We start from the raw sequence: 25,432 nt of genomic DNA on the forward strand, positions 1-25,432 counted from the left end.
ATGATCTCAATACCTGATACTATATACTTGATACTGAACAATGAATAGATTCATTAAAAATATAATATACTTCTCGCTAAAGCACCGCTACTTTGTGTTCTTTATGACCGCTGTATTGGTAGTTTTAGGCGTATGGAGTTACAGCAATACCCCTATTGAAACGTTCCCGGACGTAACCAATACCCAGATCATTATCATTGCACAGTGGCCGGGCCGGAGCGCCGAGGAGGTGGAGAAAATGGTTACCATACCTATGGAAACCGTGCTTAACTCGGTACAGAAAAAAGCCAACCTGCGTACAACGTCGTCATTCGGCCTGTCTTATGTGCGTATCATTTTTGATGATGACGTAGACGATGCCTTCGCCCGTCAGCAGGTATTAAGCCGGCTTGGAAATGCCGACCTGCCCGATGGTGTAAAACCAGAAGTTGAACCACCTTACGGCCCAACTGGCGAAATTTACCGCTATACCTTAAAAAGCAAGACCAAATCGCTTCATGAGTTAACCGCCATACAGGATTGGGTGCTTGACCGCCAGTTTAAATCTTTGCCGGGTGTTGCCGATGTGAACAGCTTTGGCGGCGAGGAAAAAGATTACGAGGTAAGTGTTAACCCCGCGCTGCTGCAAAAATATGGCTTGACATCGCTTGACGTTTATAACGCCATAAACCGCAGTAATATTAACGTGGGTGGTGATGTAATTGATAAAAATGACCAGGCTTATGTAGTACGCGGTATTGGTTTGATCAACAATATCGATGAGATACAGAACATCATCATCAAAAATGTAAATAACGTACCCATACTTGCCAAAGACGTTGCCGAGATCAAAGAGAGCGGCCTTCCAAGGCTTGGCCAGGTTGGTCGCGACAAGCATAATGATGTTATTGAAGGTATAGTTGTAATGCGCAAAGGCGAAAATCCATCAGAAGTGCTGGATAAGATCCGCGCTAAGGTTGTTGATCTGAATGAGCATATTTTGCCTAAGGATGTAAAGATCGACACTTTCTATGACCGTACAACGCTGATGGATTTTTGTACCGAAACGGTGATCCATAACTTACTGGAAGGTATTGTGCTGGTAACCGTTATTGTGTTTTTGTTCATGGCCGATTGGCGCACAACGCTGATAGTTGCCATTATTATTCCGCTGGCATTGCTATTCGCGTTTATTTGTTTGCGATTAAAAGGTATGAGCGCAAACCTGCTCTCGATGGGTGCTGTCGATTTTGGTATCATCATAGACGGTGCCGTGGTAATGGTCGAGGGGATCTTTGTCGCACTTGATCATAAGGCTATAGAAGTGGGCATGGAGAAATTTAACAAGCTGGCAAAACTGGGCTTGTTTAAAAATGTAGGTGCAGAGATGGGTAAAGCTATCTTTTTCTCTAAGCTGATCATTCTTACCTGCCTGATACCCATCTTCGCTTTTCAAAAGGTTGAAGGTAAAATGTTCTCGCCCTTGGCTTATACTTTAGGCTTCGCTTTGATCGGCGCTTTGATATTTACGTTAACACTGGTACCTGCTTTATCAAGTATCTTACTTAATAAAAATGTACGCGAGAAGCATAACGTTGTAGTGCTGTTTTTTGAAAACGGGGTACGGCGCATGTTTACCTACACCTACAGAAAATCAAAATTAAGCTTGCTGGTAGCTACCGCGTTTATGGCGATAACCTTCTTTTCTGCCAAATTTTTGGGTACAGAGTTCTTACCCCAGTTAAATGAAGGTGCATTATGGGTTACCGCCCAGCTGCCCATGAGTACATCATTAAACAGTTCGGTTAACCTGACCAATAAAATGCGTGCTATTCTGTCGACTTTCCCTGAAGTAAAGCAAACATTATCGCAGGTAGGGCGCACCAATGACGGCACGGACCCCAAAGGCTTTTTTAACGTACAGATCCAGGTTGACCTGTTGCCCAAAAGCCAGTGGAAACGACACATCACCCAGGAAGAGCTGATAGCAGAGATGGATAAAAAGCTGAGCCAGTTCCCCGGTATAATTTATAACTACTCACAACCCATTATAGACAACGTTGCCGAAGCGGTTGCGGGTGTACCGGCATCAATGGCGGTTAAGATCTTTGGCCCTGACTTTACCGTGCTTGATCAAAAGGCTGATTCGGTAATGAATGTGCTCAAGCATGTTCAGGGTGTTGAGGACCTTGGTGTACTGCGTAACTTAGGCCAGCCTGAATTCAGGATAGAGCTTGACCAGCGTAAAATGGCGCTCTATGGTGTATCAACTGCCGATGCTAACGCTGTAATTGAAATGGCTATAGGTGGTAAAGCGGCGACTGAACTTTACGAGGGCGAACGCAAATTTGATATCAGGATAAGATACCAGCCTGATTTTAGAAACACGCAGGCAAAAATTGAAAATCTGATGATCCCGACCTTAAGCGGATCAAAAATTGCGATCAAGGAGATTTCAAACATCACCACATTAACCGGCCCGGCATTTATTTACAGGGATAATAACACACGCTATATAGCAGTTAAATTCTCTGTCCGCGGGCGTGACCTGGGAAGTACCATTGCCGAAGCACAACAAAAAGTAGGCAACGCTGTAAAATTGGATAACGGCTATTCATTTACCTGGAACGGTGAGTTTGAAAATCAGATCCGTGCATCAAATACACTGGCACACGTGGTACCTATCTGTTTGCTGGTTATCTTCCTGATACTGTTCATCACGTTTGGTAATGTAAAAGACGCGGTGCTGGTTATCATGAACGTGCCGTTCGCGCTGATAGGCGGTATCCTGGCATTGCACATTACAGGTATTAACTTTAGTATTTCGGCAGGTATTGGGTTCATCGCGTTATTTGGTGTTTGTATCCAGAACGGGGTTATCCTGATATCGGTATTCCGCAAAAACCTGGAAGAGCACATGCCGCTGGATAAAGCTATTATGGATGGCGTAATATCACGTGTTCGCCCCGTAGTAATGACAGCGTTAATGGCAGCTATAGGCCTAATGCCGGCGGCTATCTCAACAGGTATTGGCAGCGAAACACAAAAACCATTAGCAATAGTAGTGATAGGCGGGTTAATCACCTCCACCATATTGACATTATTGATCTTACCGGTTATATATGCCTTAGTGCACCGGTTGATCCACAAGCGCGAAAATAGGAAACTGTTGGCAAAAATAGGCGCCGTAAAATCTTGACGTAAGTTAGGGTTGTTTTAATAAGCAAATTGCCCCGGTAGTAAGAGCCGGGGCATTTGTGTTTTTAGTAAAGTCAGATATATCTTAAACGTCGCAAATGGTCATTGATGCTTTAAGCGATGCTATCTGCTGATCCTGTTCGTGAACTATTGGCAAGTATTCTTGCGCGACGTAACCTTTAAAACCGGTATCCAATATGGCCTTCATTATCGCTGGGTAGAACAGCTCTTGCGTGTCATTAGGCTCATGCCTGCCCGGTACGCCTGCCACGTGGTAATGCGCCAGATATTGGTGATTAGCCTTAATGTTGGCAATCACATTGCCCTCGTCAATTTGCATATGATAAATATCGTACAGCAGCTTAAAGTTCTCTGACCCTAATTTCTTGCATAGCGTCACACCCCATTCGGTATGGTCGCATTGGTAATCATGGTGGTCAACTTTACTGTTCAGCAGTTCCATGCAAAGTACAACGCCGTGCTTTTCGGCAAGCGGTAATATTTGTTTAAGGCCGGTTGCACAGTTATCCAGCCCGGTTACATCATCCTTACCTTCGCGGTTACCGCTAAAGCAGATCAGGTTTTTATAGCCCGCCGCCGCTACTTTAGGTATCAGGTCGCTGTAGTCTTTGATCAGTTTTTCATGTTTTGCAGGATCGTTCCAGCCAAAGGTAATGGCTACGCCCGGACCGTTGCACATGGATGAAAACAAGTCGTGCTTTTTGGCTATCGCCCATTCATCAGGCCCTATCAGGTCTATGGCTTTCATGCCCATACCTTTTGCAGCACCGCAAAGTGTGTCAAGGTCTATATTCTGGAAACACCAGCGACATACAGAATGGTTGATATTGCCTTTTAATTTATGCTTTTTGTTCATTGGCGATGTAAATGCAGATAGTGTGCCCCCAACGGCAACTGCCCCGGTTCCTGCTATTATATTTTTAATAGCCGACCGGCGGTTTTGTGATGATCTCATGGATTAAAATTACGTTTTTTTGATTTAAGTTATATAAAAATTTAAATACATTAAACTCCAATATCTTAATTTTGTCTATCATTGACAAAAGTGCAAAAATGAAGAAGTGTGTTTTAGCGTCGTTACTGGTTGTTTTAATTGCTACCGCGATAGCTTATGCCGATGGCGCGAGCGGAAAGTGGTCTGGTACGATAGCGTTATTGTATGATGTCACTGTAAATATGAAGGAAGAAAAGGGTACGGTTAATGGCATTGTCAACACCGAAATTGGTGATATCCCCCTAAAAAATGGTGTGATAACCGGCAACGATATCGTATTTAAACCTTTTACCTATAATGGCTTCGCGGTATCATACGTTAAAGGAAAAATAGACGGCGATAAAATGAGTGTTGTCGTGGGTTTCCAGGGCACTACTTTTAAGGGAGTGTTGAAGCGAGTGAAATAAAGAGGGGTCATCCTGAGCCAGTCGAAGGACGAGCGTAAGGCCTTACCCGCTATACTTCGACAGGCTCAGCAGGACAGCGCGCTCTTTTATTATAACCTTATAAAAACAAGCAAGGCCCGCCAAATGGCGGGCCTTGCTTGTTTTTGATGAAGAGCTACTACTTTTCGTCCTCAAACTTTATCGCATTAAATAACAACAGCGCATCGATAGGTTTGGCTTTATCGTTTTTAAACACAAAATACAGGTCATGTATACCGGCAGTTTCTTTAACGTCGGTTTTTACCCAGTTTTGCGATTTTGGTTTGGCATCCAGTTGCTCAAAAGCAGCCTGGCCAATTAACGTGCCCGTAGGGCTGTCCGCATGTACCTCAATGGTACCGCCCGGGTTATTCTCTAAAGCGGTTGCATAAGCAGCCAGTTCCATTTGTTTAATGCCGGTCAGGTCTATCTTTTTAAACTCTACATAGCCATCTTTACGGCCTACTACGTTTGTTGATCCATCCAAACCATTCACCTTGGTAAACGCGTTTTTAATAACAGGTGCTGTTGCCGCGCCCACTACAGGGTTATGCAGTATAATGGTTGACACGGTAGTTTGTTTCGGGATGTTTTTGTTACCCCTGTCGGTGTAAGCAGCACGGATAATATAGCTTCCGTTGCCGTTATCATCGGCAGGAACTTTTGGTGTATAAGTGCCTTTTACAGGCATGGTGTTAATGTTGTTATTGGTTACATTAACAATGTAATTTACAATGGTACGCGCGTCATTAAGCGTAATGCCCGGGTGTGCCGGCATTGCGATAGGCCTGTTCCAGCGCCCGCTACCGCCGCCGCGGATAACATGTGCAAGGCGCTCTATCTCGGCATCGTTGCCTTTGTATTTGTTTGAGATATCGGTAAAGCTTGGCGCTACATTCACGGCGTTAACGCTGTGGCAGTTCTTACAATCGGCATTGCCTATTAAGGTGCGGGCAACCGCAAATTGGGTCGACGCGTCAACGCTGCTTTGCTCCTGCGCTACCTGTACGTAATCAAACCCTTCTGACGTGTAGTTGATACTCATAGACACCTGTGCAGGGGTAATAGTTCCGGCTGCAAGGCTACCGTCTTCTTTGTCAGAAACACTAACTGTATAATTGAAAGGCTTATTGTTAAAGTAGAATGAGGTATTGCTTGACAGGTCGACCTTTACCTCCGGAGCCTCATTGCCGGCTATGATCTTTACCGACTTGCTGTTTTTCGCACCGTGCGAATCCGTAACCGTTAAAGTAGCCATATAAACGCCGGCTTTTGTAAGCGTGATGGCAGGGTTAGCCGTTGGATATAGTTTTGGTTGCGCGCCTGGAGAGGTCACTTTCCAGCTGTATTTTAAAGCATCACCATCCGCGTCAGACGTTCCGGCTGATGACAGGGTTATCTTTAACGGAACAGTGCCGCCCTGCCTGTTGGTTGATGCCACAACAGTTGGCTTACGATTACCAGCGTTATATTCAATACGTACCAGTTTAGCGTTATCGCTTTTACCGAACCAAACGCTGCCATATTCTAACACATACAGGTCGCCATCCGGGCCAAATTTCATGTCGATAGGCTCGATAGGGTGATAGGTCGGCAAGAATTGCTCCATACCCAGGTAATCGCCATTAGCTTTCATGGATATAGCCATGATCCAGCCACGGGCAAGGTCTGTAGCCAGCCATTTACCTTCATAATAAGCAGGCCATGGGCGTTTTGCAGTCGGGCGGTCGGAGCGGTGATAAATAGGCCCGCCAACCGAGCTGCGGCTGCCGCTACCCACCAACGGAAACTCTGTAGATGCCGAATAAGGATAGTATATAAACGGCGGGGCAACAGGCGGCAATTCTTTTAAACCGGTGTTGTTAACCGAGTTATTGATGGGCTTTTTAGGGTCCTTAGCAGGGCCGGTATCGCCGTCAATATAGTTGTAAATAGGGTAAGCGGCATTAGGGCCAACAAAGTATGGCCAGCCAAAAAAGCCGGGCGCGCGTGCCTGGTTCAGCTCATCATAGCCTTTTGGGCCAAGGTCGCTGTCTTCGGTAGCATCAGGGCCGATATCGCCCCAGTATAACCATCCTGTTTTGCTGTCGATAGACGGTCTCCACGGGTTACGGTGGCCCATGGTGTAAATCTCAGGGCGGGTCTTAGGTGTTCCTTTAGGGAACAGGTTTCCTGCCGGGATAGTATAGCTGCCATCAGGTTCAGGGTGGATCTTTAAGATCTTACCTAACAGGCTATTGGTATTAGCTGTACCACGCTGATCGTCCCAGTGCACTTTATCAGGGCGCTCGTCGGTTGATGACGACAGCAGCGCGCCGGTATTGTTACCAACCGTAAGGTACAGGTCATGCTTGGCATCCCAGGTCATACCGCCGCCGGTATGGCAACAGGTTTCGCGCTGAGATTCAAACTCAAGCACTGTCTTTTCTGAACCTGCAACCAAGGCATCGTTCTCAAACTTCCAGCGGGTAAGCATCCATATCTTTTCTGTCGGGTGCGAGTAGAAAGTATATATAAAGTGGTTCTTGTTAAAGTCAGGATCAACAGTCAGGCCCATTAAACCTTCTTCGGCCTCGGTAACCTTGCCTTTTGCACTGGTGTATTTGGTGTTAACCGGCAGGGTGGCAATAGTTTTGGTCATTTGCGTAATAGGATCAAACAGTTTTATGGCACCTTTACGCTCGCTGATCAATACGCGGCCGTCGCTCAACACCTCGAAGGTGTTTGGCTCGTCCAGGTCGCCGGGGCGGGTAAGCGCAACAGGAGTAAAGCGGCTCTCGTCAGGCTTCCTGGGCACATCTACCATAAAGGCCAGTAACAGCCCGACAGATAAGACCAGTAATAAAGCAGTTATTTTAAATATGGGTTTATTTATAAACATAATTTTAATGGTTGTACGGGCGGTAAATATAAGGATTGCCCCTTAACACATCAACGCCTATTTGCAACACATATTGGTAAACAGGGCTTTGTAAGCAAAATGTTATGATGGTGGTAGGCTGTACCACGCGAGTGTGTGACAAGTGGAATAGTTGATATACCTGTTTTTGCAATGCATTGATAATAAAATAGTTAATTTACTAATACGGGTTTCATGATACAGTTTGGTACAGATTTAATGACTTTTAAGTTGTTTTTTTAGTGTTTGATTTCTGACAATATAGCGCCACCATATTTTTAATTAATGTTTATGTAAGGCGTATGCAAGCAGAAGGCTTGCTACATAATAAGACGATTTACGCTGTCGCTAAACTTCGACCAGTTGGGGTATTATTGATTTTCCTGATCACTAAAACAAACATTGCCCCACCATTTTTACATTGGCAAGCTGCGATAAAACATTATTTTGGCCTACCAAACAAAACCACCTATGCGCCCGGCAATCATCATCAAAATATTTTTAGCAGCAACACTCCTGTTGGGGTTTGTAAGTACCGGTTATTCACAGCAAACCGCTTACTTTATTGACGGTTACCACGGTGGTTTTTGGGGCCACTACCCGGTAAATTATACCAGCTTTATTGTAGACCAGCTAAAGGCGCACCCCGACTGGAAGATCAACCTGGAAATTGAGCCCGAAACCTGGGACATGGCAAAAGCGAAGGACGAGCAGGGCTACAAAGCTTTCCAGGCCCTGTTTGCCGATCAGTCGATAGCCGGCCGGCGTATTGAGTACGTCAGCCCTGCTTATGGCCAAAGCTATATGTACAACATCAGCGGCGAAAGCATTATCAGGCAATTGGCATACGGCATGGAAACGCTGCGCCGACATTTCCCTACGGCGGTTTTTACCACCTACTCGTCAGAAGAGCCTTGCTTTACCAGCGCCCTGCCGCAAATCTTAAAGTCATTCGGCTATAAATATGCCTCGTTAAAAAACCCTAACACCTGCTGGGGCGGCTATGCCCGCGCGCATGGCGGCGAGCTGGTAAACTGGATAGGCCCAGACGGTACAGCGCTGCCAACCGTACCGCGCTATGCCATTGAAGCGTTAAAACCCGGCTCGACCTGGGAAACCATTGGCAACAGCAACAGCAAGCTATTTATGAACGCCGCTTTTACTGCCGGCATAAAACACCCGGCCGGTTTTGTACTGCAGGATGCAGGCTGGAAAGGCGGCCCGTACCTTGGCAATGGGACAGGCGGCTACCAGCCAACGATTTATAAAACCTGGACAGATTACATTGACAACTCATCCATCAAAATACCAACAGAAAACTGGAAATTCTCGCAGGAAGATGTGCTGACCAGCCTGGTTTGGGGATCGCAGATACTACAGCGCATAGCGCAGCAGGTAAGAGAAACCGAGAACAAACTGGTAACCACCGAAAAAATTGCAGCAATGGCCTCGGTATATAAAAACGCACCATGGCCCAAAGCTGCCTTTGATGAAGGATGGACACGCCTGCTCCTGTCGCAGCACCATGATTGCTGGATAGTGCCCTATAATATGGGGCAGGGCAATACCTGGGCTGATAAGGTGGTAACATGGACAGGCATAGCTGACAAAAAAACAGATAGTATTTTGGTGGCATCAACCAATACCATTAATGGGGGTACTATATTTGAACCCGGAAAATGTATCCGTGTATTCAATACCGTAGGCGTTAAGCGCAATGAAGTAGTTTGGGTGCCTAAACCTATGGGCTGGGATGAAAACCTGGCTGTGGTTGATGATAAAGGCAATGAACTTTTAACTCAAATAAATGGAGGAGCCTTGCTATTTAAGGCAGAAGTACCGCCAATGGGTTATGCTACCTATCGTCTTCAAAAAACTAAACGAGCCACAAAAATAGGGGCTAAGGTTTTAATACAACCGGATAGCACGTTTAAGGTGGAAACCGATCTGTATACTGCCATTATAGACCCGGCGAAAGGCGGCACCATTACCAGCCTTATCGCTAAAAAATTAAATAATAAAGAATTTGTCGATCAGGCAAACGCGCGCAGGTTTAATGAGCTGCGCGGCAACTTTTTTAAAGATGGCGGCTTTAAATCGAGCGCTGCACAGCCGGCCAAGGTTACGGTAACGGAAAGCGGACCGGCAAGGGTAACGCTGCAGGTATTTGGTAACATAGCCGGTAATGTTTTTATACAGCTGATATCCTTTACACAAGGCCAGCAACGCATTGACTTTGAATTAAAAATTGGCTGGTCAAACAATCCGGGCATTGGCAACGCATACGGGCAGGATAAGTATGATGCGACATCGCTGAAAAAAGCTTTTTATGACGATCGTGATAAGTTGCTGGCGCTTTTCCCGCTAAACCTTAAAGGGCAAAAGGTTTATAAAAACGCGCCCTTTGATGTGACCGAAAGCAAACTGGACAACACCTTTTTTACCCGTTGGGACAGCATTAAGAATAACGTGGTGCTAAATTGGGTTGATGTTACAGATGCCAATAATACCTACGGCATGGCCATGCTAACCGATCATACAACCAATTACACGCATGGCGCAGATTTTCCGTTAGGGCTGGATATAGCCTACTCGGGCGTTGGTTTGTGGGGGCGCAATTATACGCTTAGATACGCAACCGACATGAGTTATGCGCTGATACCCCATACCGGTAAATGGGACAAGGCAGGCATCTGGACAGAGGAGGACAAGTTTAATGAGCCTTTGTATGCTACCGCTATGGGCAGTACTCCATCAACAGCCGACATGAACCGCTCGCTGGTAAACATAGTGGGTAATGGTTTAGAGGTTTCGTCTGTCACACGGTCGGGCAAGGACCTGCTGGTGCGTCTTTTTAATGCTGAAGGCGATGCAAAATCTAAAAAGATAATCCTTGATGCTTTTGCAGACGATATTGCAGAAGTTGATTTAAAAGGGGATGTGGTGCAAAAATTAAGCAGGAATAAAAGCGATAGTAATGCTACGAGTATAAGTATTGCTATGCCGAGGTTTGGGATTAGGACGGTTAGGTTTAGTAATGTGAGGGCTAAATAATCTTCATATATTAAAGCATAAGTAGGGTTCTTCTGTAAGCCTGTCCGCTAAACAACTTGCGCTGTATTAGGCCATTTCCGCGCATGGCTTGCCCCGGCTCAATTGCCGCCGGATGGCTGTTACTTTTGTCTTGATACAAAAGTAACCCAAAAATCAAGTCAGGACGATCGCTGCCACTCCACAGGCCAGACTCCCGGCCGCGCGCCCTGACAGGCATTTGCGTTTCTTTTTTTTGAATTTTATTCAGATAAAAAATTGTTGTTAAAAACGAAATGTCAGCAAAAAAGCTTCGGATGAGGGAAGGTAAAACAATGATGGGCTTGTGTGCTGGAACGGGCATTCGCAGGTTTTGTTGAAGCATGGGATTTGTGGGTGCGACAGCGGGGCAAAAGAGGCGCGGCCCGAGGTTTTACCTGTACTGCCGGGCAAAAGGCCATGAGCGCAAAGAAGCATCTTTGCTGACTTGATTTTTTTGTTACTTTTTTCATCAAGGAAAAAAGTAATGGGCCTTTGCGGCCAAGAGCAAGGCAAGCCATGCGCGGAAATGGCTTAATAAAGCGATTGGTAAACGTCGTCGCATTAAGACTTATGTTTTTCAAAAATATATAGTACTTTGCATTGCATAATACTATATTAAATCATAGCTTTATAAAAAATTTAAAATCATGAAATCAAAATTTATCAAAATTACGCTTGTATTGCTGCTGGCAGCATGCAGCCAATTGAGCTACGGCCAATGCGATAAGACCGTAGTTTTAAAATCGTCAAAGACAAATCATCTTGACGCAAAGGGCAATATTGAAAGCTCCAAAGACGAGAATGCCACTATTACCATTTCAAAATCGCAGGTAACTATTGTTCCGGGGGATGACGACCATACAATTTCAGGGGCTATCACCTCAAAAACATGCGAATGGCCGACAGCTTTTAAAGACGGTAAAACAGTAGTTAAAGCTAAGCTGGAAGACAACAGCGGAAATACCCAGCATTGCACCATAACTATCACTGGCGTAGCAGGTAAAATCACGCTTGTTTTTGAGGCAGAGGAACAGCCTGGGAAAAAGATAATGGTAGTGGCAGACACGTTTGAATAATAGCAGCCTCCATCCTATACGCCGGTTAAAATGTGGACGCTTTAACCGGCGTATATTTTACAAAATGTAAAAATTACCGTATCTTCAATAAACCTTAAATTATATGACCTTAGCCTTTTTTGATTTTGGTATCCTGGAAGTTTTATTGATCGTACTTGATATCATCCTTATTATCTGGGTAGCCCGGCTGGGTAAAGATACCGCCCTTGGTTATTTCGGCACCTTGTTAATTGCAATTTTCGGCTCGCCATTATTGGCGTTGATCATTATATTGATCTTAAAAACCAGGCGAAGGTCTTGATCTTAAAAAAACCGAATTTCAAAACAGATCAATTAGCCTTATAACTTTATGGTACTACATTCATCGACATTCTCCATACTGGCAATTTCTTGTTTCGCCATATATCTACTATTCATCATATGGGTGATCAAAATGGGTAAAACTACCGCCCTTGGATTTTGGGGTACTTTGGTTGTAGCAATTTTTGGCTCGCCATTACTGGCTTTAATAGTTGTTTTGATTTTAAAAAGCAGGCAGACAAGGCAGGTTTAAGCATATGCTCAGCATGTTAAAGCGTCTACGCTTTAACAATGCAACCTTGTAAGCGTCCACGCTTACACAATTATAGATAGCGTAGACGCTCTTTTTGTCACGAGTTAAAGCGCAGACGCTTTAACCGGCTAGTATTAAATATCTCAATTAAGACACTCGTCCACCATTTCAAAACTTGCCCCGGTCCGCTGGTAATCCTTCTCTGCCCAATCGACCATAGCAGCCAATACCGTCTTCAGTTCCTCGCCCGCCTCGCTTAATCTGTAAGTTACAAATGGCGGCACAACAGGTTCCGCATGGCGGATGATCAGGTTATCGGCTTCCATTTGTTTAAGGTGCTGGATCAGCATTTTTTCAGTAATAGGTGGGATGGCCCGGCGCAATTCGCTGTAACGTTTTGAGCCGTTAAGCAATTGGTAAAGTATAATAGGTTTCCAATGCCCGCCCAATTTATTCATTACATAGGTAACCGGGCATTGCAACTGGTTAGCCGTTTTATTGTGGTTTTGCGTTGAACTTTCTTTTACTGCTGTCATAATATCTACACTTACTTTTGGGTAAGTACTTGTATAAAAGTAAGTACAAATATACATTTGTCCCAACAAAAACAAAAAATAAAAATCATGAAAATCACACTTACAGGGTCAATAGGCAATATCAGCAAGCCATTGGCCGAAACTTTAATTAAAGCAGGACACACCGTAACCATCATTACCAGCAATGCAAACCGTGCCGACGAGATCAAAGCCCTTGGCGCAACCCCGGCCGTTGGTTCGGTAGAAGATGTTAACTTTTTAACCGAGGCTTTTAAAGGTGCAGACGCGGTTTACGCCATGGTGCCGCCAAACTTTAGCGCTACCGAATGGAAAAACTGGATAGCCGGTATCGGTCAGAATTATGCCGACGCGATAACCGCAAATGGTATCACCAAAGTGGTGCACCTGAGCAGTATTGGCGCTCACCTGGAAGATGGCACCGGCCCGGTAACCGGCATTCACCGTGTCGAAGAAATTTACAATAAACTGGATGGCGTTGCGATAAAACACCTGCGCCCGGGTTTCTTCTACACCAATTTTTATGCTAACGTGGATATGATCAAACATGCCGGCATTATCGGAAGCAATTGGGGAGCAGATACCCAAATGATCCTGGTACACCCTACAGATATCGCGGCAGCGGCAGCCGAAGAATTACAAAGCGCTTTTACCGGTAAAAGCGTGCGCTATGTAGCTAGCGACGAGAAAACCTCGGGAGAAGTTGCCAAAGCCCTGGGTGCAGCTATTGGTAAGCCAGAACTGCCATGGATCGAGTTTAGCGATGCTGACAACCTTGCAGGTGCCATAGGCGCGGGCCTTCCTGAAGAGGTAGCCACCAACTACACCGAAATGGGCGTATCTGTACGCACCGGCAAAATGTTTGAAGATTATTACAAACACAAACCTGCTTTAAGCAAGATAAAGCTGGAAGATTTCGCCAAGGAATTTGCAAAGGCGTTTTAACACCCCTCCCAGCCCTCCCCAATGGGGAGGGCTTTATACCCTTTCCATCTAAATAAAAGTCTCCCCTTTGGGGAGATATAGAGGGGTAATTTCGCTTAAAAATCTTATTTTTGCCGACCATGAGCGAAGAGAGATCATTAAATTTTATTGAAGAGATTGTTGAAGAGGATATAGCCGAAGGCAAGCACGGCGGCAGGGTGTTAACCCGTTTCCCGCCCGAGCCTAATGGTTACCTGCACATCGGCCACGCCAAATCCATTTGCCTTAATTTTGGGCTGGCAAAAAAATACAACGGCAAAACCAACCTGCGTTTTGACGATACCAACCCAACCAAAGAGGAAACAGAATACGTTGACAGCATTAAGGAAGATGTAAAATGGCTGGGCTTTGACTGGGCCGAAGAGCTTTACGCTTCTGATTATTTTGATAAACTGTATGACCTTGCGGTAACGCTGATCAAAAAAGGCTTAGCCTATGTTGACGACAGCACTGCCGAAGAGATAGCTGCCCAAAAAGGCACACCTACCGAACCCGGCACACCCAACCAATACCGCAGCCGCAGCGTTGAAGAAAACCTGCAACTGTTTGCCGATATGAAAGCCGGCAAATACCAGGACGGGGATAAAGTACTGCGTGCAAAGATCGACCTGGCATCGCCAAATATGTTACTGCGCGATCCGCTGATGTACCGCATCAAGCATGCCCACCATCACCGTACCGGCGATGCCTGGTGCATTTACCCGATGTATGATTTCGCGCATGGGCAGTCAGACGCTATTGAAGAGATCACGCATTCTATTTGTACGCTGGAGTTTGTGTCGCACAGGCCATTGTACGATCTGTTTATTGAGGAACTGGAGATCTTCCCGTCAAAACAATATGAGTTTGCCCGTTTAAACATGACCTACACGGTAATGAGCAAGCGCAAGCTGATGCAGCTGGTGGCCGAAAACCATGTTGAAGGCTGGGACGATCCGCGGATGTCAACCATCAGCGGTTTGCGCCGCCGGGGTTATACCGCCGCTTCTATCCGCGAGTTTTGCGACCGCATTGGCGTAGCCAAGCGCGAGAACATGATCGACTTTAGTTTGCTGGAGTTCTGTATCCGCGAGGACCTGAACAAAACCGCGTGGCGCCGTATGGCTGTGCTGGACCCTATAAAACTGATCATTACCAACTATCCCGAAGGACAAACAGAAACGCTTCACGGCGAAAACAACCCAGAGGTTGAAGGCGGCGATGGCGGCAGGGATATCCCGTTCAGCAATGAGCTGTGGATAGAGCGTGAGGACTTTATGGAAGAGCCGCCTAAAAAGTTTTTCCGCCTGGGTGTTGGCCTGATGGTACGTTTAAAGAATGCCTACATTGTAAAATGCGAGGACTTTAAAAAGGATGCCGACGGCAATGTAACCGAGATCTATTGTACTTATATCCCCGAATCAAAATCGGGCCATGATACCAGCGGCATTAATGTTAAGGGCACCATCCACTGGGTAAGTGTACCGCACGCCAAAACCGCCGAGGTACGTTTATACGATCGCTTATTTAAGGTTGAAGACCCATCAAGCGAAGAGGGCGACTTTAAGGAATATCTTAACCCTGAAAGCTTGCACATTTTACCTAATGTATACATTGAGCCCGATCTGGCCAACGCCGAACAAGGCAAAGGCTATCAGTTTATCCGCAAAGGGTACTTTACCCTTGACAAATTATCAACCGCTGATAAATTGGTATTTAACAGGACGGTGACGCTGAAGGATGGGTGGGCCGTTAAGAAGAGTTAGCAGTTTTTAGTTTGCAGTTGGCAGAATATACTACCTGCTGCAAACTGCAAACTGGCGACTGCCAACTCAATACTTCTGATAAACATTATATAGCACATTCAGATCCAACTGGCTTAGTTGCGAGGTGCTGTCATCCTGTACGAAATGGCGTTTAAAGGCTATGATGGCCGCGTTTAAGTCGGATGTATCATAGCCGATGAGGCGCAGGGCCGTTTTATAATCAAAGTTTTCGGGGGCTATTTCTAGGGCATCATCGCTCCAGTAGCCAAAGCCTTTATCGGCCAGTGTCTTCCAGGGGAATAGCGGACCCGGATCAGGCTTGCGTTTCGGTGCAAAATCCTGGTGACCAATAAAGTTTGTCGCCGGGATATTGTAGGCTTTTTTAAGCTGCGCAAGCAGCTGCAGCAGGCTTTTTACCTGCGCGTCGGTAAACGGCGATGCGCCATTGTTGTCGATCTCTATCCCCAGGGATATGCTGTTCATATCGGTAACGCTGCCCCATTTACCCAAACCTGCGTGGTTTGACCGCAAGTAATCATTTACCATGTGGTACACCTTGCCATCTTTAGCAATTACATAGTGCGCGCTGGTTTCGGTACTTTTTATGGTGAAGGTTTTGATGGTTTGCTGTACAGAATCCTGCGCGGTAAAATGTATGATGACATAATTAGCCTTGCGGATGCCAAAATTAACAGACCCGATCCATTCGGATGGCGTAGCTATCAGCCCTGTGCTGTCCATTAAAACCACGGGCTGTTGCTGCTTTACTATACTTAATAAAGAATCTGTTTTGGTAGTATAAATGCTGTCGGTAGTAAAGTGCGGGCCTTTAACAACAACTTTGGGCGCATCAGGCTTTGCATGGTTAACCTTTGGCGAACAGGATGTAGCGATAACTACAATCGATAACAAATAAATGAAAGAATAAATCCTGTAGTTAACCATTCGGCTAAATTAAATTATTAAAGCAATATTGCTATAAACTATAAATAAAAGCAAACCATTATTTATTTGCGGCCAATGGTGGTAATTTAAACAGTGTGACATTTATTATTGTTTGCATTGGCGATGTTTTGTTATGACCCGCTGCCTACCCTGATTTGCCTTTCCGCTATAATTTACCTAATTTAATAGCCATATTAAAATGTTGCCGTGTATGAAAAAACTTTTTGCGCTGGGTATAATGGGTTTGATTGCTGTTGCTGCAAATGCGCAACAAAAACCGTTGATGGGCTTTACACCGGTATCGTCTGCCAAGCAACTGCAAACCGAACAGCAATTTGACCAGGCAATAAGTGCCCCCCGTATCAACGAAACATTGAAAGACCTGTCGGCTTACCCGCACCATTTGGGCTCGCCCGGCGGCAAGGTGGTTGCAGAAAAGATCCTGAAGAAATTTAAAGACTATGGCTTTGACGCGCATTTACAGACCTATAAAGTTTTATTCCCCACACCCAAAACAAGGGTGTTAGAAATGACCGGGCCGACGAAATATACAGCCATATTAAAAGAAAGCGCTATAGCCGATGACCCTACATCAGGCCAGGAAGGCCAGCTACCAACCTACAATGCCTGGGGCGCCGACGGCGATGTAACCGGGCAACTGGTTTTTGTCAACTATGGTTTGCCTGACGATTATGAAACGCTGGCCAGTATGGGGATCGACGTAAAAGGCAAAATTGTTATTGCCAAATACGGCAAATCATGGCGCGGCATTAAACCTAAAGTTGCCTACGAGCATGGGGCTATAGGCTGCATTATTTATTCGGACCCAAAGGAAGATGGTTACTTTGCCGGGGAGGTTTATCCTAAAGGCGCTTATAAAAATGAAACCGGTGTACAGCGCGGTTCTGTAATGGACATGGTAATTTACCCCGGCGACCCGCTGACACCCGGCGTAGGCGCTACTGAAAATGCCAAACGTTTAGACCGTAAAGATGCCGCGACCATATTAAAAATACCTGTGCTTCCCATTAGCTACCAGGATGCTAAACCACTGCTTGAAGCCTTGCAGGGCCCTGTCGCCCCTGAAAGCTGGCGCGGCGCTTTACCCTTTACTTACCATGTTGGGCCGGGTGCCGCAATCGTGCATTTAAAACTCGAATTTAACTGGGACCTGGTTACCGCGTACGATGTGATCGCCAAGATTAAAGGTTCAACATATCCGGATGAATGGGTAATGCGCGGTAATCATCATGACGCATGGGTAAATGGGGCCGATGATCCGCTGAGCGGTCAATCAGCTATGCTGGACGAGGCTAAGGCCCTGGGCGACCTGCTCAAAACCGGCTGGAAACCAAAACGCAGTATTGTTTATTGTGCCTGGGATGGTGAAGAGCCGGGTCTTTTGGGGTCTACCGAATATGCCGAGGATCACGATAAAGAACTACAACAAAAGGCGGTGGTATATATCAATTCGGATGATATTTCGCGCGGGTTTTACCATTCGGGCGGATCGCACGCGTTAGAGAGTTTTATGGGTGAGGTATCCGAAAGTGTGATCGACCCCGAAACCAACGTAACCGTAGGCCAGCGCAAAAAAGCGGACGAGCTTGTAAATGCGGGATCAGTAAAAAGTAAAAGAGAGATCATGAACCGTAAAACAGACCCGATAGAGGCGCTGGGTTCCGGGTCGGACTTTTCACCTTTTTTACAGCACCTTGGTGTGCCGACGCTTGATATTGGTTATGGCGGTGAAGGCGGTGGCGGCGAATACCATTCTATTTTTGATTCGTTTACCGATCATGAACGTTTTAAAGATCCGGGATCTGTTTATGGCGCTGTATTAGCCAAAACTGTGGGGCATACCGTGCTGCGGATGGCTAACGCGAATGTGCTTCCGTTTGATTTTAGAAACCTGTATGCTACCTTAAATGGCTATAGCAGGGAGTTGGCAGAATTAGCCAGCAGCATGCGTGAAACCACAGCCATGCAAAACGAGTTGATAAAAAACAACACATATGCATTGGCTGCTGATCCGACAAAAAAACAAACAGCGCCACAGGTAAAGGCAGAAGTGCCGGTCATTGATTTTTCGGCGCTGACCGCGTCGCTTGAAGCATTAAAAGCCGGTGCCGATAAGTTGGCTGCAAGTACCGATGCTGCATCAAACATCGACCATAAAATATTAAACGAAACTATTTATAAGGCCGAGCAGCAATTGCTATCGCCGGCAGGCTTGCCGCGACGCCCATGGTATAAGCATACCATTTATGCGCCCGGCTTTTATACAGGCTATGGCGTAAAAACCATGCCCGGCATCCGCGAAGCGATAGAACAACGTAACTGGACCGAAGCCCAACAACAAATTACAGCAGTTGCTGCCGCGATTAATGCGTTGGCAAGTTACTTAGATAAGGCTGCCATGTAAAATTTGTCATTCTGAGCATAGCGAAGAATCTGCCAAGCGGCGATTGCACAGTTTACAGATTCTTCGCTATGCTCAGAATGACAACTATTTATGCTTTGCTATAAACGCCTTGCACCCTTCTTCAATCATTTTAAAAACGGGCTCAAACTGGGTATCGTCATGGTATGGGTCGGGTACAATTTTATCTACCAGTAGCAGGCTCACTTTTTTAGCGGCTTCGGCATTGGGTGCCATAGCCAGTACATTGCTCAGGTTGCTTTTGTCCATCACCAGGATCTGGTCAAAATCGTCAAAATCACTTCGCCTGAAAAGTCGACAAACCTGCTTGCTGATATCTATACCATGCTCGCGCGCGGTGCGTACAGAACGCCTGTCGGGGCCTTCGCCAATATGCCAGTCGCCTGTGCCTGCCGAGTCAATCTCCCAATCTAACCCTTCCTTATCAGCCAGATGCTGCATGATCCCCTCCGCCAGCGGCGAACGGCAGATATTACCCAGGCAAACCATTAGTATCTTCATAGTGCGGTAAAAGGTTAAAGGCAAAAGGTGTAAGGTTTGTCTGCGGAATACCCTTGACCTTTTACCTTTCGCCTTTTACCTTAATTATTATCCAAAAATTCCGTTTAAAATTCCGGCCAGCCTGATGCCGCCTTTAAGCAAGCGTTGATTAAGGATCTCCAGGTGCGAAAAATTGTATTGGTATCCTAAAGTGTCGCCCGGTTTAATTTCGTTATAAAATGCTTCTGCCAGTTGGTTCGATTCAAAGATCCATTTGCTTAACGGGTCTGCCTGCCATTCTTTGATCTCTTCTTTCGTCGGTTTGTCAATCGCCGCCGCGTACTCGGTGTAGCTTAACTCCTGGAAATTGATCAGTTCGGTATCCCAGATAGAATGCAGATTGGTTGGTTTGCTAAACCAGTTAACTTTAAAATCATTACCACCTTTATCACTGGCATGGGCGGTATGCATTGGCTGGTGGATATCCTCGGTAATGTGGATGATCATCCGCAGGTATAAAAGCTTGTTTTCTTTGCTTACGTCTTTCTTTTGGATATCGGCTATAAGTTCTTTCAACTCGGTATATGCATTAGCGCTTTTGTCGTGCTCTAAAAACTCTACCATTTCAGGGTATGCCATTTTCCTGTCGAAATCAACAAAATGCCAGTTGTACAGGTAGTTGTATTTAGGGTCAGATTTGATGAAATCTGCCCAGTTGCTGGCCATAGCAACCGACTCGCCCAAAATGGCCCTTACGGCAGCCTTTGCTTTTGATGTTAAATGATCTTCGGCAATCTGGCCCGAAATGCGGTGGCCGTTAGTTCCCCATGCCATGGTTTGCATTGGGGCGTACAATATTGCCACGCCTAAAGCTAATTTTTTTAAAAAGTTAAGTTTCATTTTTATAGCGGTTTTGGAGTACAGGTGATCTTTTTAATTAAACGTAAATTAACAGGTATAACGCTTGATGTGCTTAAAAATTGAATAAGCGAATCATTTTTTTTGATCGATTTAAAAGCTGCTTCATAAGGGCCTGAGCGGAAACAGCCCGCTTGTTTTTTCAGGCTGTAGTCAGCATTGCAAAAATTGCCTTTTATATGCAACGTATCATTAACCTGCAAATAAGTGCCGCGAATATATTCTGACCAATGCCCCGCGTTCATGCAGCTATCCATGCCCGAGTTTACCTTGCTGAAAGTGTTGATCTGGATAAATACCGAGTCGCAATTAAATTTAAAGTTATAAAGCGAATAAGTAAGCAATTGCTTTTGCTTGGCGATGCTGTCCTGCTTCCACTCGCCTTGTAAGTAGCTTTCGCCCTTGCCTTGAAGGCTGGGGTTGAAGGAACAGGCGCTTAAAGCTGAAAGCAGAAAGGTTAAAGCTAAAAGCAGGAAACTAAAATATTTAAGCATTTATAAAATATGCTTGTCATTCTGAGCATAGCGAAGAATCTGCCAAGCGGCGATTGCATGGTTTACAGATCCTTCGCTATGCTCAGGATGACAAAAGTTGTTTACTATTTCAAACTGCCTATCATATCCTCAGGCCTAACCCATTGGTCAAACTGTTCGTTGGTTAGGTAGCCCAGGCCAATAGCTGCTTCACGTAATGACGAACCTTCTTTAAGCGCTGTTTTAGCGATCTTGGCGGCAGCCTCATAACCAATATGCGGGTTAAGCGCGGTAACCAGCATCAGCGAGTTTTCAAGGTGCTTTTTAATACCGGCATAGTTAGGCTCGATACCCACCGCGCAATGGTCGTTAAACGATACGCAGGCATCGCCGATAAGGCGTGCAGATTGCAGGAAGTTAGCCGCCATAACCGGTTTAAACACGTTTAGTTCATAGTGGCCGTTTGATCCGCCTACCGATATGGTAACGTCATTACCCATTACCTGCGCGGCAACCATGGTAACCGCCTCGTTTTGGGTTGGGTTAACCTTGCCCGGCATGATGGATGATCCTGGTTCGTTATCCGGTATATGGATCTCGCCGATACCCGAGCGCGGGCCTGAAGCCAGCATGCGGATATCATTAGCTATCTTCATTAATGATACGGCTATCTGTTTTAAAGCGCCGTGGCTCTCAACAATAGCGTCGTGAGCGGCAAGGGCCTCAAATTTGTTTTCGGCAGTAATAAAAGGCAGTCCGGTAAATTGTGCTATGTATTCGGCAACTTTAACATCGTAGCCTTTCGGTGTGTTAATACCAGTACCAACAGCGGTGCCACCCAAAGCCAGCTCTGACAGGTGGTCCAACGTGTTACGCAGCGCTTTTAGGCCATGGTTCAGTTGTGATACATAGCCCGAAAACTCCTGGCCTAATGTAAGCGGCGTAGCGTCCATCAGGTGGGTACGACCAATCTTTACTACCGATTTAAAGGCTTCTGATTTTGCTGCCAAAGTATCGCGCAGTTTTTCAATACCCGGTATGGTTACATCGATCACCATTTTATAAGCGGCGATGTGCATAGCGGTAGGGTAAGTATCATTTGATGATTGCGATTTATTTACATCATCATTAGGGTGGATAAAGGTTTTACCCTCGCCCAGTTTATTGCCGGCCAATACGTGTGCACGGTTGGCAACAACCTCGTTAACGTTCATGTTTGATTGGGTGCCCGAGCCGGTTTGCCAGATCACCAACGGAAATTCACCGGCCAGCTGGCCGGCTAAAATCTCATCGCAAACTGCGGCTATCTGGTCGCGTTTGTCGGCAGGCAGAACACCAAGGTCGGTATTGGTAAACGCGGCAGCTTTTTTCAGGTAAGCAAAAGCGGCAATGATCTCCTTAGGCATAGAGGCCTCGGGACCAATTTTAAAGTTATTGCGCGATCTTTCTGTCTGCGCGCCCCAGTATTTATCGGCAGGTACCTGTACCTCGCCCATGGTATCATGTTCGGTTCTGAAACTCATTATAATAGTGGTATAATTTGCAGCCGCAAAGGTAGGCGTAAAACAGGTGGGATGTAAAATAATATTCAAAAAGTTACGGGCGTAACTCTGTCTTTCGTCTTAGCAGGATCTCTCAGTTAGTATCCTGCATTATTATTAATCTTGCAGCGCAGGGTCTCCGTTGGAAGACCCTGCGGGGACGAGGAACTTTCAGTCAAGAATATACCATTGCCACCACCCCATCCATTTCTTTAAAACCCACTCTTTCATAAAAGCCGACAATTGGTTTGCGTGTAAACAAGATGGTCATTTTAATACCGGCTTCTTCCGTGCCTTGTTTTACGGCTGCTCACAAACTGCTCCCCGCGCCCGAATTTTGTGCGTCAACTGCTACAAATATTTCCTTCAGTATAAAAATGTCGCCGCTATAATAGGGTTCAATATTTCCGATTGCACATCCTATTACAACATTATCCCGCAGGGCGATCCAACCCATAAATTTAGGGGTGCTATAATAGCAGGTTAATAACGCGGTAGCTGTTTCGATGGTCCAGTTATCGTTCCAAGGCTCGCCACTATATGCTGCGGGGTAAAATTCTGCGCATTGTTTTATCTGCTCTGCCGATGCTATTTTTTCGATAATGATATTATGATTCATTTATAACGCTTTTTAATTACGTTATAGTCGGGGCAGAAGGATAATCCTTACAAGGTAAACTTTCTCGGAAAAGACCCTGCGCTACTTAATCTTTCCCGTTCCGTCATAATTATAATCTTCAAGCGTCCAGTCAATCATAACCTCATTAATCCAGTCGATAAAACTATCATTACATATTTCAATATCATCACTACTTTCATAACTAACATCATGCTGCCAAAATGCAATCTGATAACTGTTATTTTCTACTTTAGATAATACCAGGCAATAATGATTTCCAAATCCGTCAGGCGAAAAAGGAAGAAAGTTTGTGGGCATCCAAGTTGCCATCAAAGAAGAATGTTCAGAAGTATAGACGTTATCGATAGACGACTCTCTTAAACTCTTGTCTAAGCCGTAAACTTCTGTTCCATCTAAACTAAACCCATTATGCTTTTTAAATATATATTTAAAATCAGAAGGGAGAGTGAACCCGATTTGCTTTTCCAGATCCTCTAACCGGTCATCCATTATTGCCGGGCCGAGATAAAGCATATCATCGTTGAACTTCTTCAATTCAGCTATTACAATTTCACAATCATTGATTATGTCCGTCATAACTTTATAATCTATAACCCTCTCCCCACCCCCTTAACCCAATCACTCAACCCTGCATCTTCTGTCTTTGTAGTAATTACTTTTACAAATGCAGGCACGTTGCCGCTTTGTGCCAGCTGGTAAAAGAAACCGGCATAAAATTTATCAAAAAAAGTTTTGTCGGCTTTTTTGGCGGATAGCTGCCCGGCCTGGGTAAATATGCTTTTCAGCTGAAACTCCAGCAGCGAGTTGCCGTTTAATTTTTTAGCCTGCCCGGCGGCAATTGTGGTGGCAATGATGTTGTTTAGCGCGGCAGTTTCTTTGGCATCGGCAGGCGGAGTTTTAACCGGGCCGTCGGCTTTTAAAACGCCACCTTTTAGTATACTTTGCATATTGGTTGTGGCTTCGTCAGCACGGGCGTTATTGGGCTCGAGCAATAAAAAGCTGCAAAAGGCAAGCAGCGCATTCATCCGTTTATTTTGGTGAAAACATACCAGGCCATACAAACGCTGGCTGTTGGCATGTTTAGGGTCAAGCTTTATGGCCTCAATAGCCGCGGCCTCAGCCTCGGCATATTGCTTGTTACGGAAACTGGCTATACCTAAATTAAAATACAGGTTTTGATCCTGCGGATAGGCTTTCAAACCATCCTTATAAACAGCAATGGCTTTTTCAGGCTGGTTGCTTTTATCATAAATACTGCCCAGCAAACTATAAGCCGGGTTGGTATAATTTGATTGCGTTTTAAGTACTTTCTCCAGGTAGGGTATCCCGTCACTGCCTTTGCCGGCATTTACCAAGTCGAGCGCGGTTTTGTAATTTGTCGCCGGGTCGTCGGTACTGTCCTGCGCCATAACAGGGGCCGTTACCAGCATGAATAGTATTAGGGTTATAAAAAGCCTGTTTATCTTCATTTGTTAATCTGTCACTCTTTTAGTTGATGCCAGCCATTCGTTAAAGCCTTTAATTTCATCTGGGCGGGCTTTAAGCCAGGCCAGGTTTTCGGCAGGGGCCATGCTTACGGTAATGTAGTGCGTAAAAACATCCATGTATTTTGTCTTTTCCATCGCCCCAAAAAAATCACAAAAATATTTGGTAAAGAAAGGCGAGTTAAACTTCTCCTTCTTCACATTTACTATCCTGAATACCGATGCCAGTTGCGTCCCCAATGAGTCAACCGGTTTGGTGCTTGTCAGTAACGGATCGATAGCGCTCACCGCCGCCGCGATGTCCATTTGTTGTACCCTGCTTTGCTCGTCCGTCCCTTTAATAACGATGTTACCATCATTTATGCTATAATGCAAAATATTTTTAATGTAGTTACATGCCTCTGCCGATTGTTTGGGCTGCGGCACAAGCATTAAATAATTGCACCATGCCAGTAAAGAACACTCATGCTTGCCCTGGCTGTAAGTTGCCAAAACATATAACCGGTAACTGTTTAAATGTTTCTGATTGATCTTGATCGACTCGATAGCGGCATCCTCAGCCTGCGAGTTTTTGTTTTGCCGCATGTATGAAACCCCCAGGTTATACCAAAGGTTACCATCTTTAGGGAACGCCGCTATGCCTTTGGTGTAGCAGCTTATTGCCCGGTCAAAATCACCGCGGTCGTCATAAATATTCCCTAACACGGCAAACGCGTGCGGCGATGTATTGCTATTGGCAACTTTTTCAAGTAAAGGTATCGCTTGATCGGCCTTGCCTGATGCATAAAGCGTAAATCCTTTCTCATACAGCGCATTCAGATTACCAGGGGCAATCTTTAAAGCTTCGTTATATTTAGCTATAGCCTCGTCATATTTCTGCGCGTCGTGCAGTGCGGTGCCTTGTTTAATCAGGGCATCGGCGTCGGCTTTTTTGTCTTGTGCAAAAGTTATCGCAGGCATTACCAGCAGCAGGCATACAATTATTGATCTGTAAACTTTTTGCATGGT

At 45.5% G+C, this 25,432-nt stretch carries 22 protein-coding genes; 9 read left to right on the forward strand and 13 right to left on the reverse strand.

All coding sequences use genetic code 11. The features are described 5' to 3' along the window. Positions 1-40 precede the first annotated feature (40 nt). Positions 41-3,178, forward strand: a complete 3,138-nt coding sequence (locus tag FO440_RS06220) for an efflux RND transporter permease subunit (RefSeq protein ID WP_144247347.1) — start codon at positions 41-43, stop codon at positions 3,176-3,178. An 84-nt stretch (positions 3,179-3,262) separates the two neighbouring features. Here the strand turns inward: FO440_RS06220 and FO440_RS06225 are convergent, their stop codons facing one another. Next, the gene (locus tag FO440_RS06225; RefSeq protein ID WP_144247348.1) at positions 3,263-4,153 is read right to left on the reverse strand and encodes a hydroxypyruvate isomerase family protein; all 891 of its coding nucleotides are present in this window, start codon (positions 4,151-4,153) and stop codon (positions 3,263-3,265) included. A 98-nt stretch (positions 4,154-4,251) separates the two neighbouring features. On the opposite strand from FO440_RS06225, the gene FO440_RS06230 reads away from it, so the two are divergent. After that, complete coding sequence (locus FO440_RS06230) at positions 4,252-4,599, forward strand: hypothetical protein (RefSeq protein ID WP_144247349.1); 348 nt, start codon at positions 4,252-4,254, stop codon at positions 4,597-4,599. A gap of 157 nt (positions 4,600-4,756) precedes the next feature. Here FO440_RS06230 and FO440_RS06235 read toward each other — a convergent pair whose 3' ends face one another. Further along, a complete protein-coding gene (locus FO440_RS06235; RefSeq protein ID WP_144247350.1) occupies positions 4,757-7,498 on the reverse strand; it encodes a PQQ-dependent sugar dehydrogenase in 2,742 nt (913 codons plus the stop codon). Positions 7,499-7,987: 489 nt separating this feature from the next. On the opposite strand from FO440_RS06235, the gene FO440_RS06240 reads away from it, so the two are divergent. Next, the gene (locus FO440_RS06240; RefSeq protein ID WP_222103933.1) at positions 7,988-10,570 is read left to right on the forward strand and encodes a glycoside hydrolase family 38 C-terminal domain-containing protein; all 2,583 of its coding nucleotides are present in this window, start codon (positions 7,988-7,990) and stop codon (positions 10,568-10,570) included. A 10-nt stretch (positions 10,571-10,580) separates the two neighbouring features. Here FO440_RS06240 and FO440_RS06245 read toward each other — a convergent pair whose 3' ends face one another. After that, on the reverse strand, positions 10,581-10,910 hold the full coding sequence (locus tag FO440_RS06245; RefSeq protein WP_222103934.1) for a hypothetical protein: 330 nt from the start codon (positions 10,908-10,910) through the stop codon (positions 10,581-10,583). Between the two features lie 325 nt (positions 10,911-11,235). On the opposite strand from FO440_RS06245, the gene FO440_RS06250 reads away from it, so the two are divergent. The 3 genes from FO440_RS06250 to FO440_RS06260 all read left to right on the forward strand — a co-directional run bounded on the left by FO440_RS06250 (position 11,236) and on the right by FO440_RS06260 (position 12,217). After that, positions 11,236-11,664 (forward strand): HYR domain-containing protein, encoded by a 429-nt coding sequence (locus FO440_RS06250; RefSeq protein ID WP_144247352.1) that lies wholly within the window; start codon positions 11,236-11,238, stop codon positions 11,662-11,664. A 103-nt stretch (positions 11,665-11,767) separates the two neighbouring features. Then, positions 11,768-11,965, forward strand: coding sequence for a hypothetical protein (locus tag FO440_RS06255; RefSeq protein ID WP_144247353.1), 198 nt, complete (start codon positions 11,768-11,770; stop codon positions 11,963-11,965). A 48-nt stretch (positions 11,966-12,013) separates the two neighbouring features. Then, entirely contained in the window at positions 12,014-12,217 is a 204-nt protein-coding gene (locus tag FO440_RS06260; protein WP_144247354.1) for a hypothetical protein, read from the forward strand. Between the two features lie 143 nt (positions 12,218-12,360). Here the strand turns inward: FO440_RS06260 and FO440_RS06265 are convergent, their stop codons facing one another. Then, positions 12,361-12,753 carry a winged helix-turn-helix transcriptional regulator gene (locus FO440_RS06265; protein WP_144247355.1) on the reverse strand — a complete coding sequence of 131 codons (393 nt, stop codon included), beginning with the start codon at positions 12,751-12,753 and terminating at the stop codon, positions 12,361-12,363. Positions 12,754-12,840: 87 nt separating this feature from the next. Here FO440_RS06265 and FO440_RS06270 point away from each other — a divergent pair, with 87 nt between their 5' ends. Together FO440_RS06270 and FO440_RS06275 are read left to right on the forward strand one after the other, a co-directional pair. Continuing rightward, a complete protein-coding gene (locus FO440_RS06270; protein WP_144247356.1) occupies positions 12,841-13,716 on the forward strand; it encodes an NAD(P)H-binding protein in 876 nt (291 codons plus the stop codon). A gap of 119 nt (positions 13,717-13,835) precedes the next feature. Next, entirely contained in the window at positions 13,836-15,500 is a 1,665-nt protein-coding gene (locus FO440_RS06275) for a glutamine--tRNA ligase/YqeY domain fusion protein (protein WP_144247357.1), read from the forward strand. A 66-nt stretch (positions 15,501-15,566) separates the two neighbouring features. On the opposite strand, the gene FO440_RS06280 is transcribed toward FO440_RS06275, so the two are convergent. Next, a complete protein-coding gene (locus FO440_RS06280) occupies positions 15,567-16,445 on the reverse strand; it encodes an N-acetylmuramoyl-L-alanine amidase (protein WP_144247358.1) in 879 nt (292 codons plus the stop codon). Between the two features lie 211 nt (positions 16,446-16,656). Between FO440_RS06280 and FO440_RS06285 the strand changes: the two genes are divergently transcribed. Continuing rightward, positions 16,657-18,870 (forward strand): transferrin receptor-like dimerization domain-containing protein, encoded by a 2,214-nt coding sequence (locus tag FO440_RS06285; protein WP_144247359.1) that lies wholly within the window; start codon positions 16,657-16,659, stop codon positions 18,868-18,870. 84 nt (positions 18,871-18,954) lie between these two features. Here FO440_RS06285 and FO440_RS06290 read toward each other — a convergent pair whose 3' ends face one another. The 8 genes from FO440_RS06290 to FO440_RS06325 form a co-directional block, all read right to left on the reverse strand. Next, positions 18,955-19,389, reverse strand: coding sequence for a low molecular weight protein-tyrosine-phosphatase (locus FO440_RS06290; protein ID WP_144247360.1), 435 nt, complete (start codon positions 19,387-19,389; stop codon positions 18,955-18,957). A gap of 87 nt (positions 19,390-19,476) precedes the next feature. Continuing rightward, positions 19,477-20,268, reverse strand: a complete 792-nt coding sequence (locus FO440_RS06295; RefSeq protein ID WP_144247361.1) for a S1/P1 nuclease — start codon at positions 20,266-20,268, stop codon at positions 19,477-19,479. Between the two features lie 2 nt (positions 20,269-20,270). Beyond that, on the reverse strand, positions 20,271-20,780 hold the full coding sequence (locus FO440_RS06300) for a fumarate hydratase (RefSeq protein ID WP_144247362.1): 510 nt from the start codon (positions 20,778-20,780) through the stop codon (positions 20,271-20,273). A gap of 104 nt (positions 20,781-20,884) precedes the next feature. Then, the gene (fumC, locus tag FO440_RS06305; RefSeq protein ID WP_144247363.1) at positions 20,885-22,282 is read right to left on the reverse strand and encodes a class II fumarate hydratase; all 1,398 of its coding nucleotides are present in this window, start codon (positions 22,280-22,282) and stop codon (positions 20,885-20,887) included. A 328-nt stretch (positions 22,283-22,610) separates the two neighbouring features. Continuing rightward, on the reverse strand, positions 22,611-22,919 hold the full coding sequence (locus tag FO440_RS06310) for a GNAT family N-acetyltransferase (protein ID WP_144247364.1): 309 nt from the start codon (positions 22,917-22,919) through the stop codon (positions 22,611-22,613). A gap of 81 nt (positions 22,920-23,000) precedes the next feature. Then, the gene (locus tag FO440_RS06315; protein WP_144247365.1) at positions 23,001-23,516 is read right to left on the reverse strand and encodes an SMI1/KNR4 family protein; all 516 of its coding nucleotides are present in this window, start codon (positions 23,514-23,516) and stop codon (positions 23,001-23,003) included. 11 nt (positions 23,517-23,527) lie between these two features. After that, positions 23,528-24,409, reverse strand: coding sequence for a tetratricopeptide repeat protein (locus FO440_RS06320; RefSeq protein ID WP_144247366.1), 882 nt, complete (start codon positions 24,407-24,409; stop codon positions 23,528-23,530). A 3-nt stretch (positions 24,410-24,412) separates the two neighbouring features. After that, entirely contained in the window at positions 24,413-25,429 is a 1,017-nt protein-coding gene (locus tag FO440_RS06325) for a tetratricopeptide repeat protein (RefSeq protein ID WP_144247367.1), read from the reverse strand. Between the last annotated feature and the right edge of the window lie 3 nt (positions 25,430-25,432).

Origin of the sequence: Mucilaginibacter corticis (assembly GCF_007558865.1) — a bacterium.
Lineage (GTDB): Bacteria > Bacteroidota > Bacteroidia > Sphingobacteriales > Sphingobacteriaceae > Mucilaginibacter > Mucilaginibacter corticis.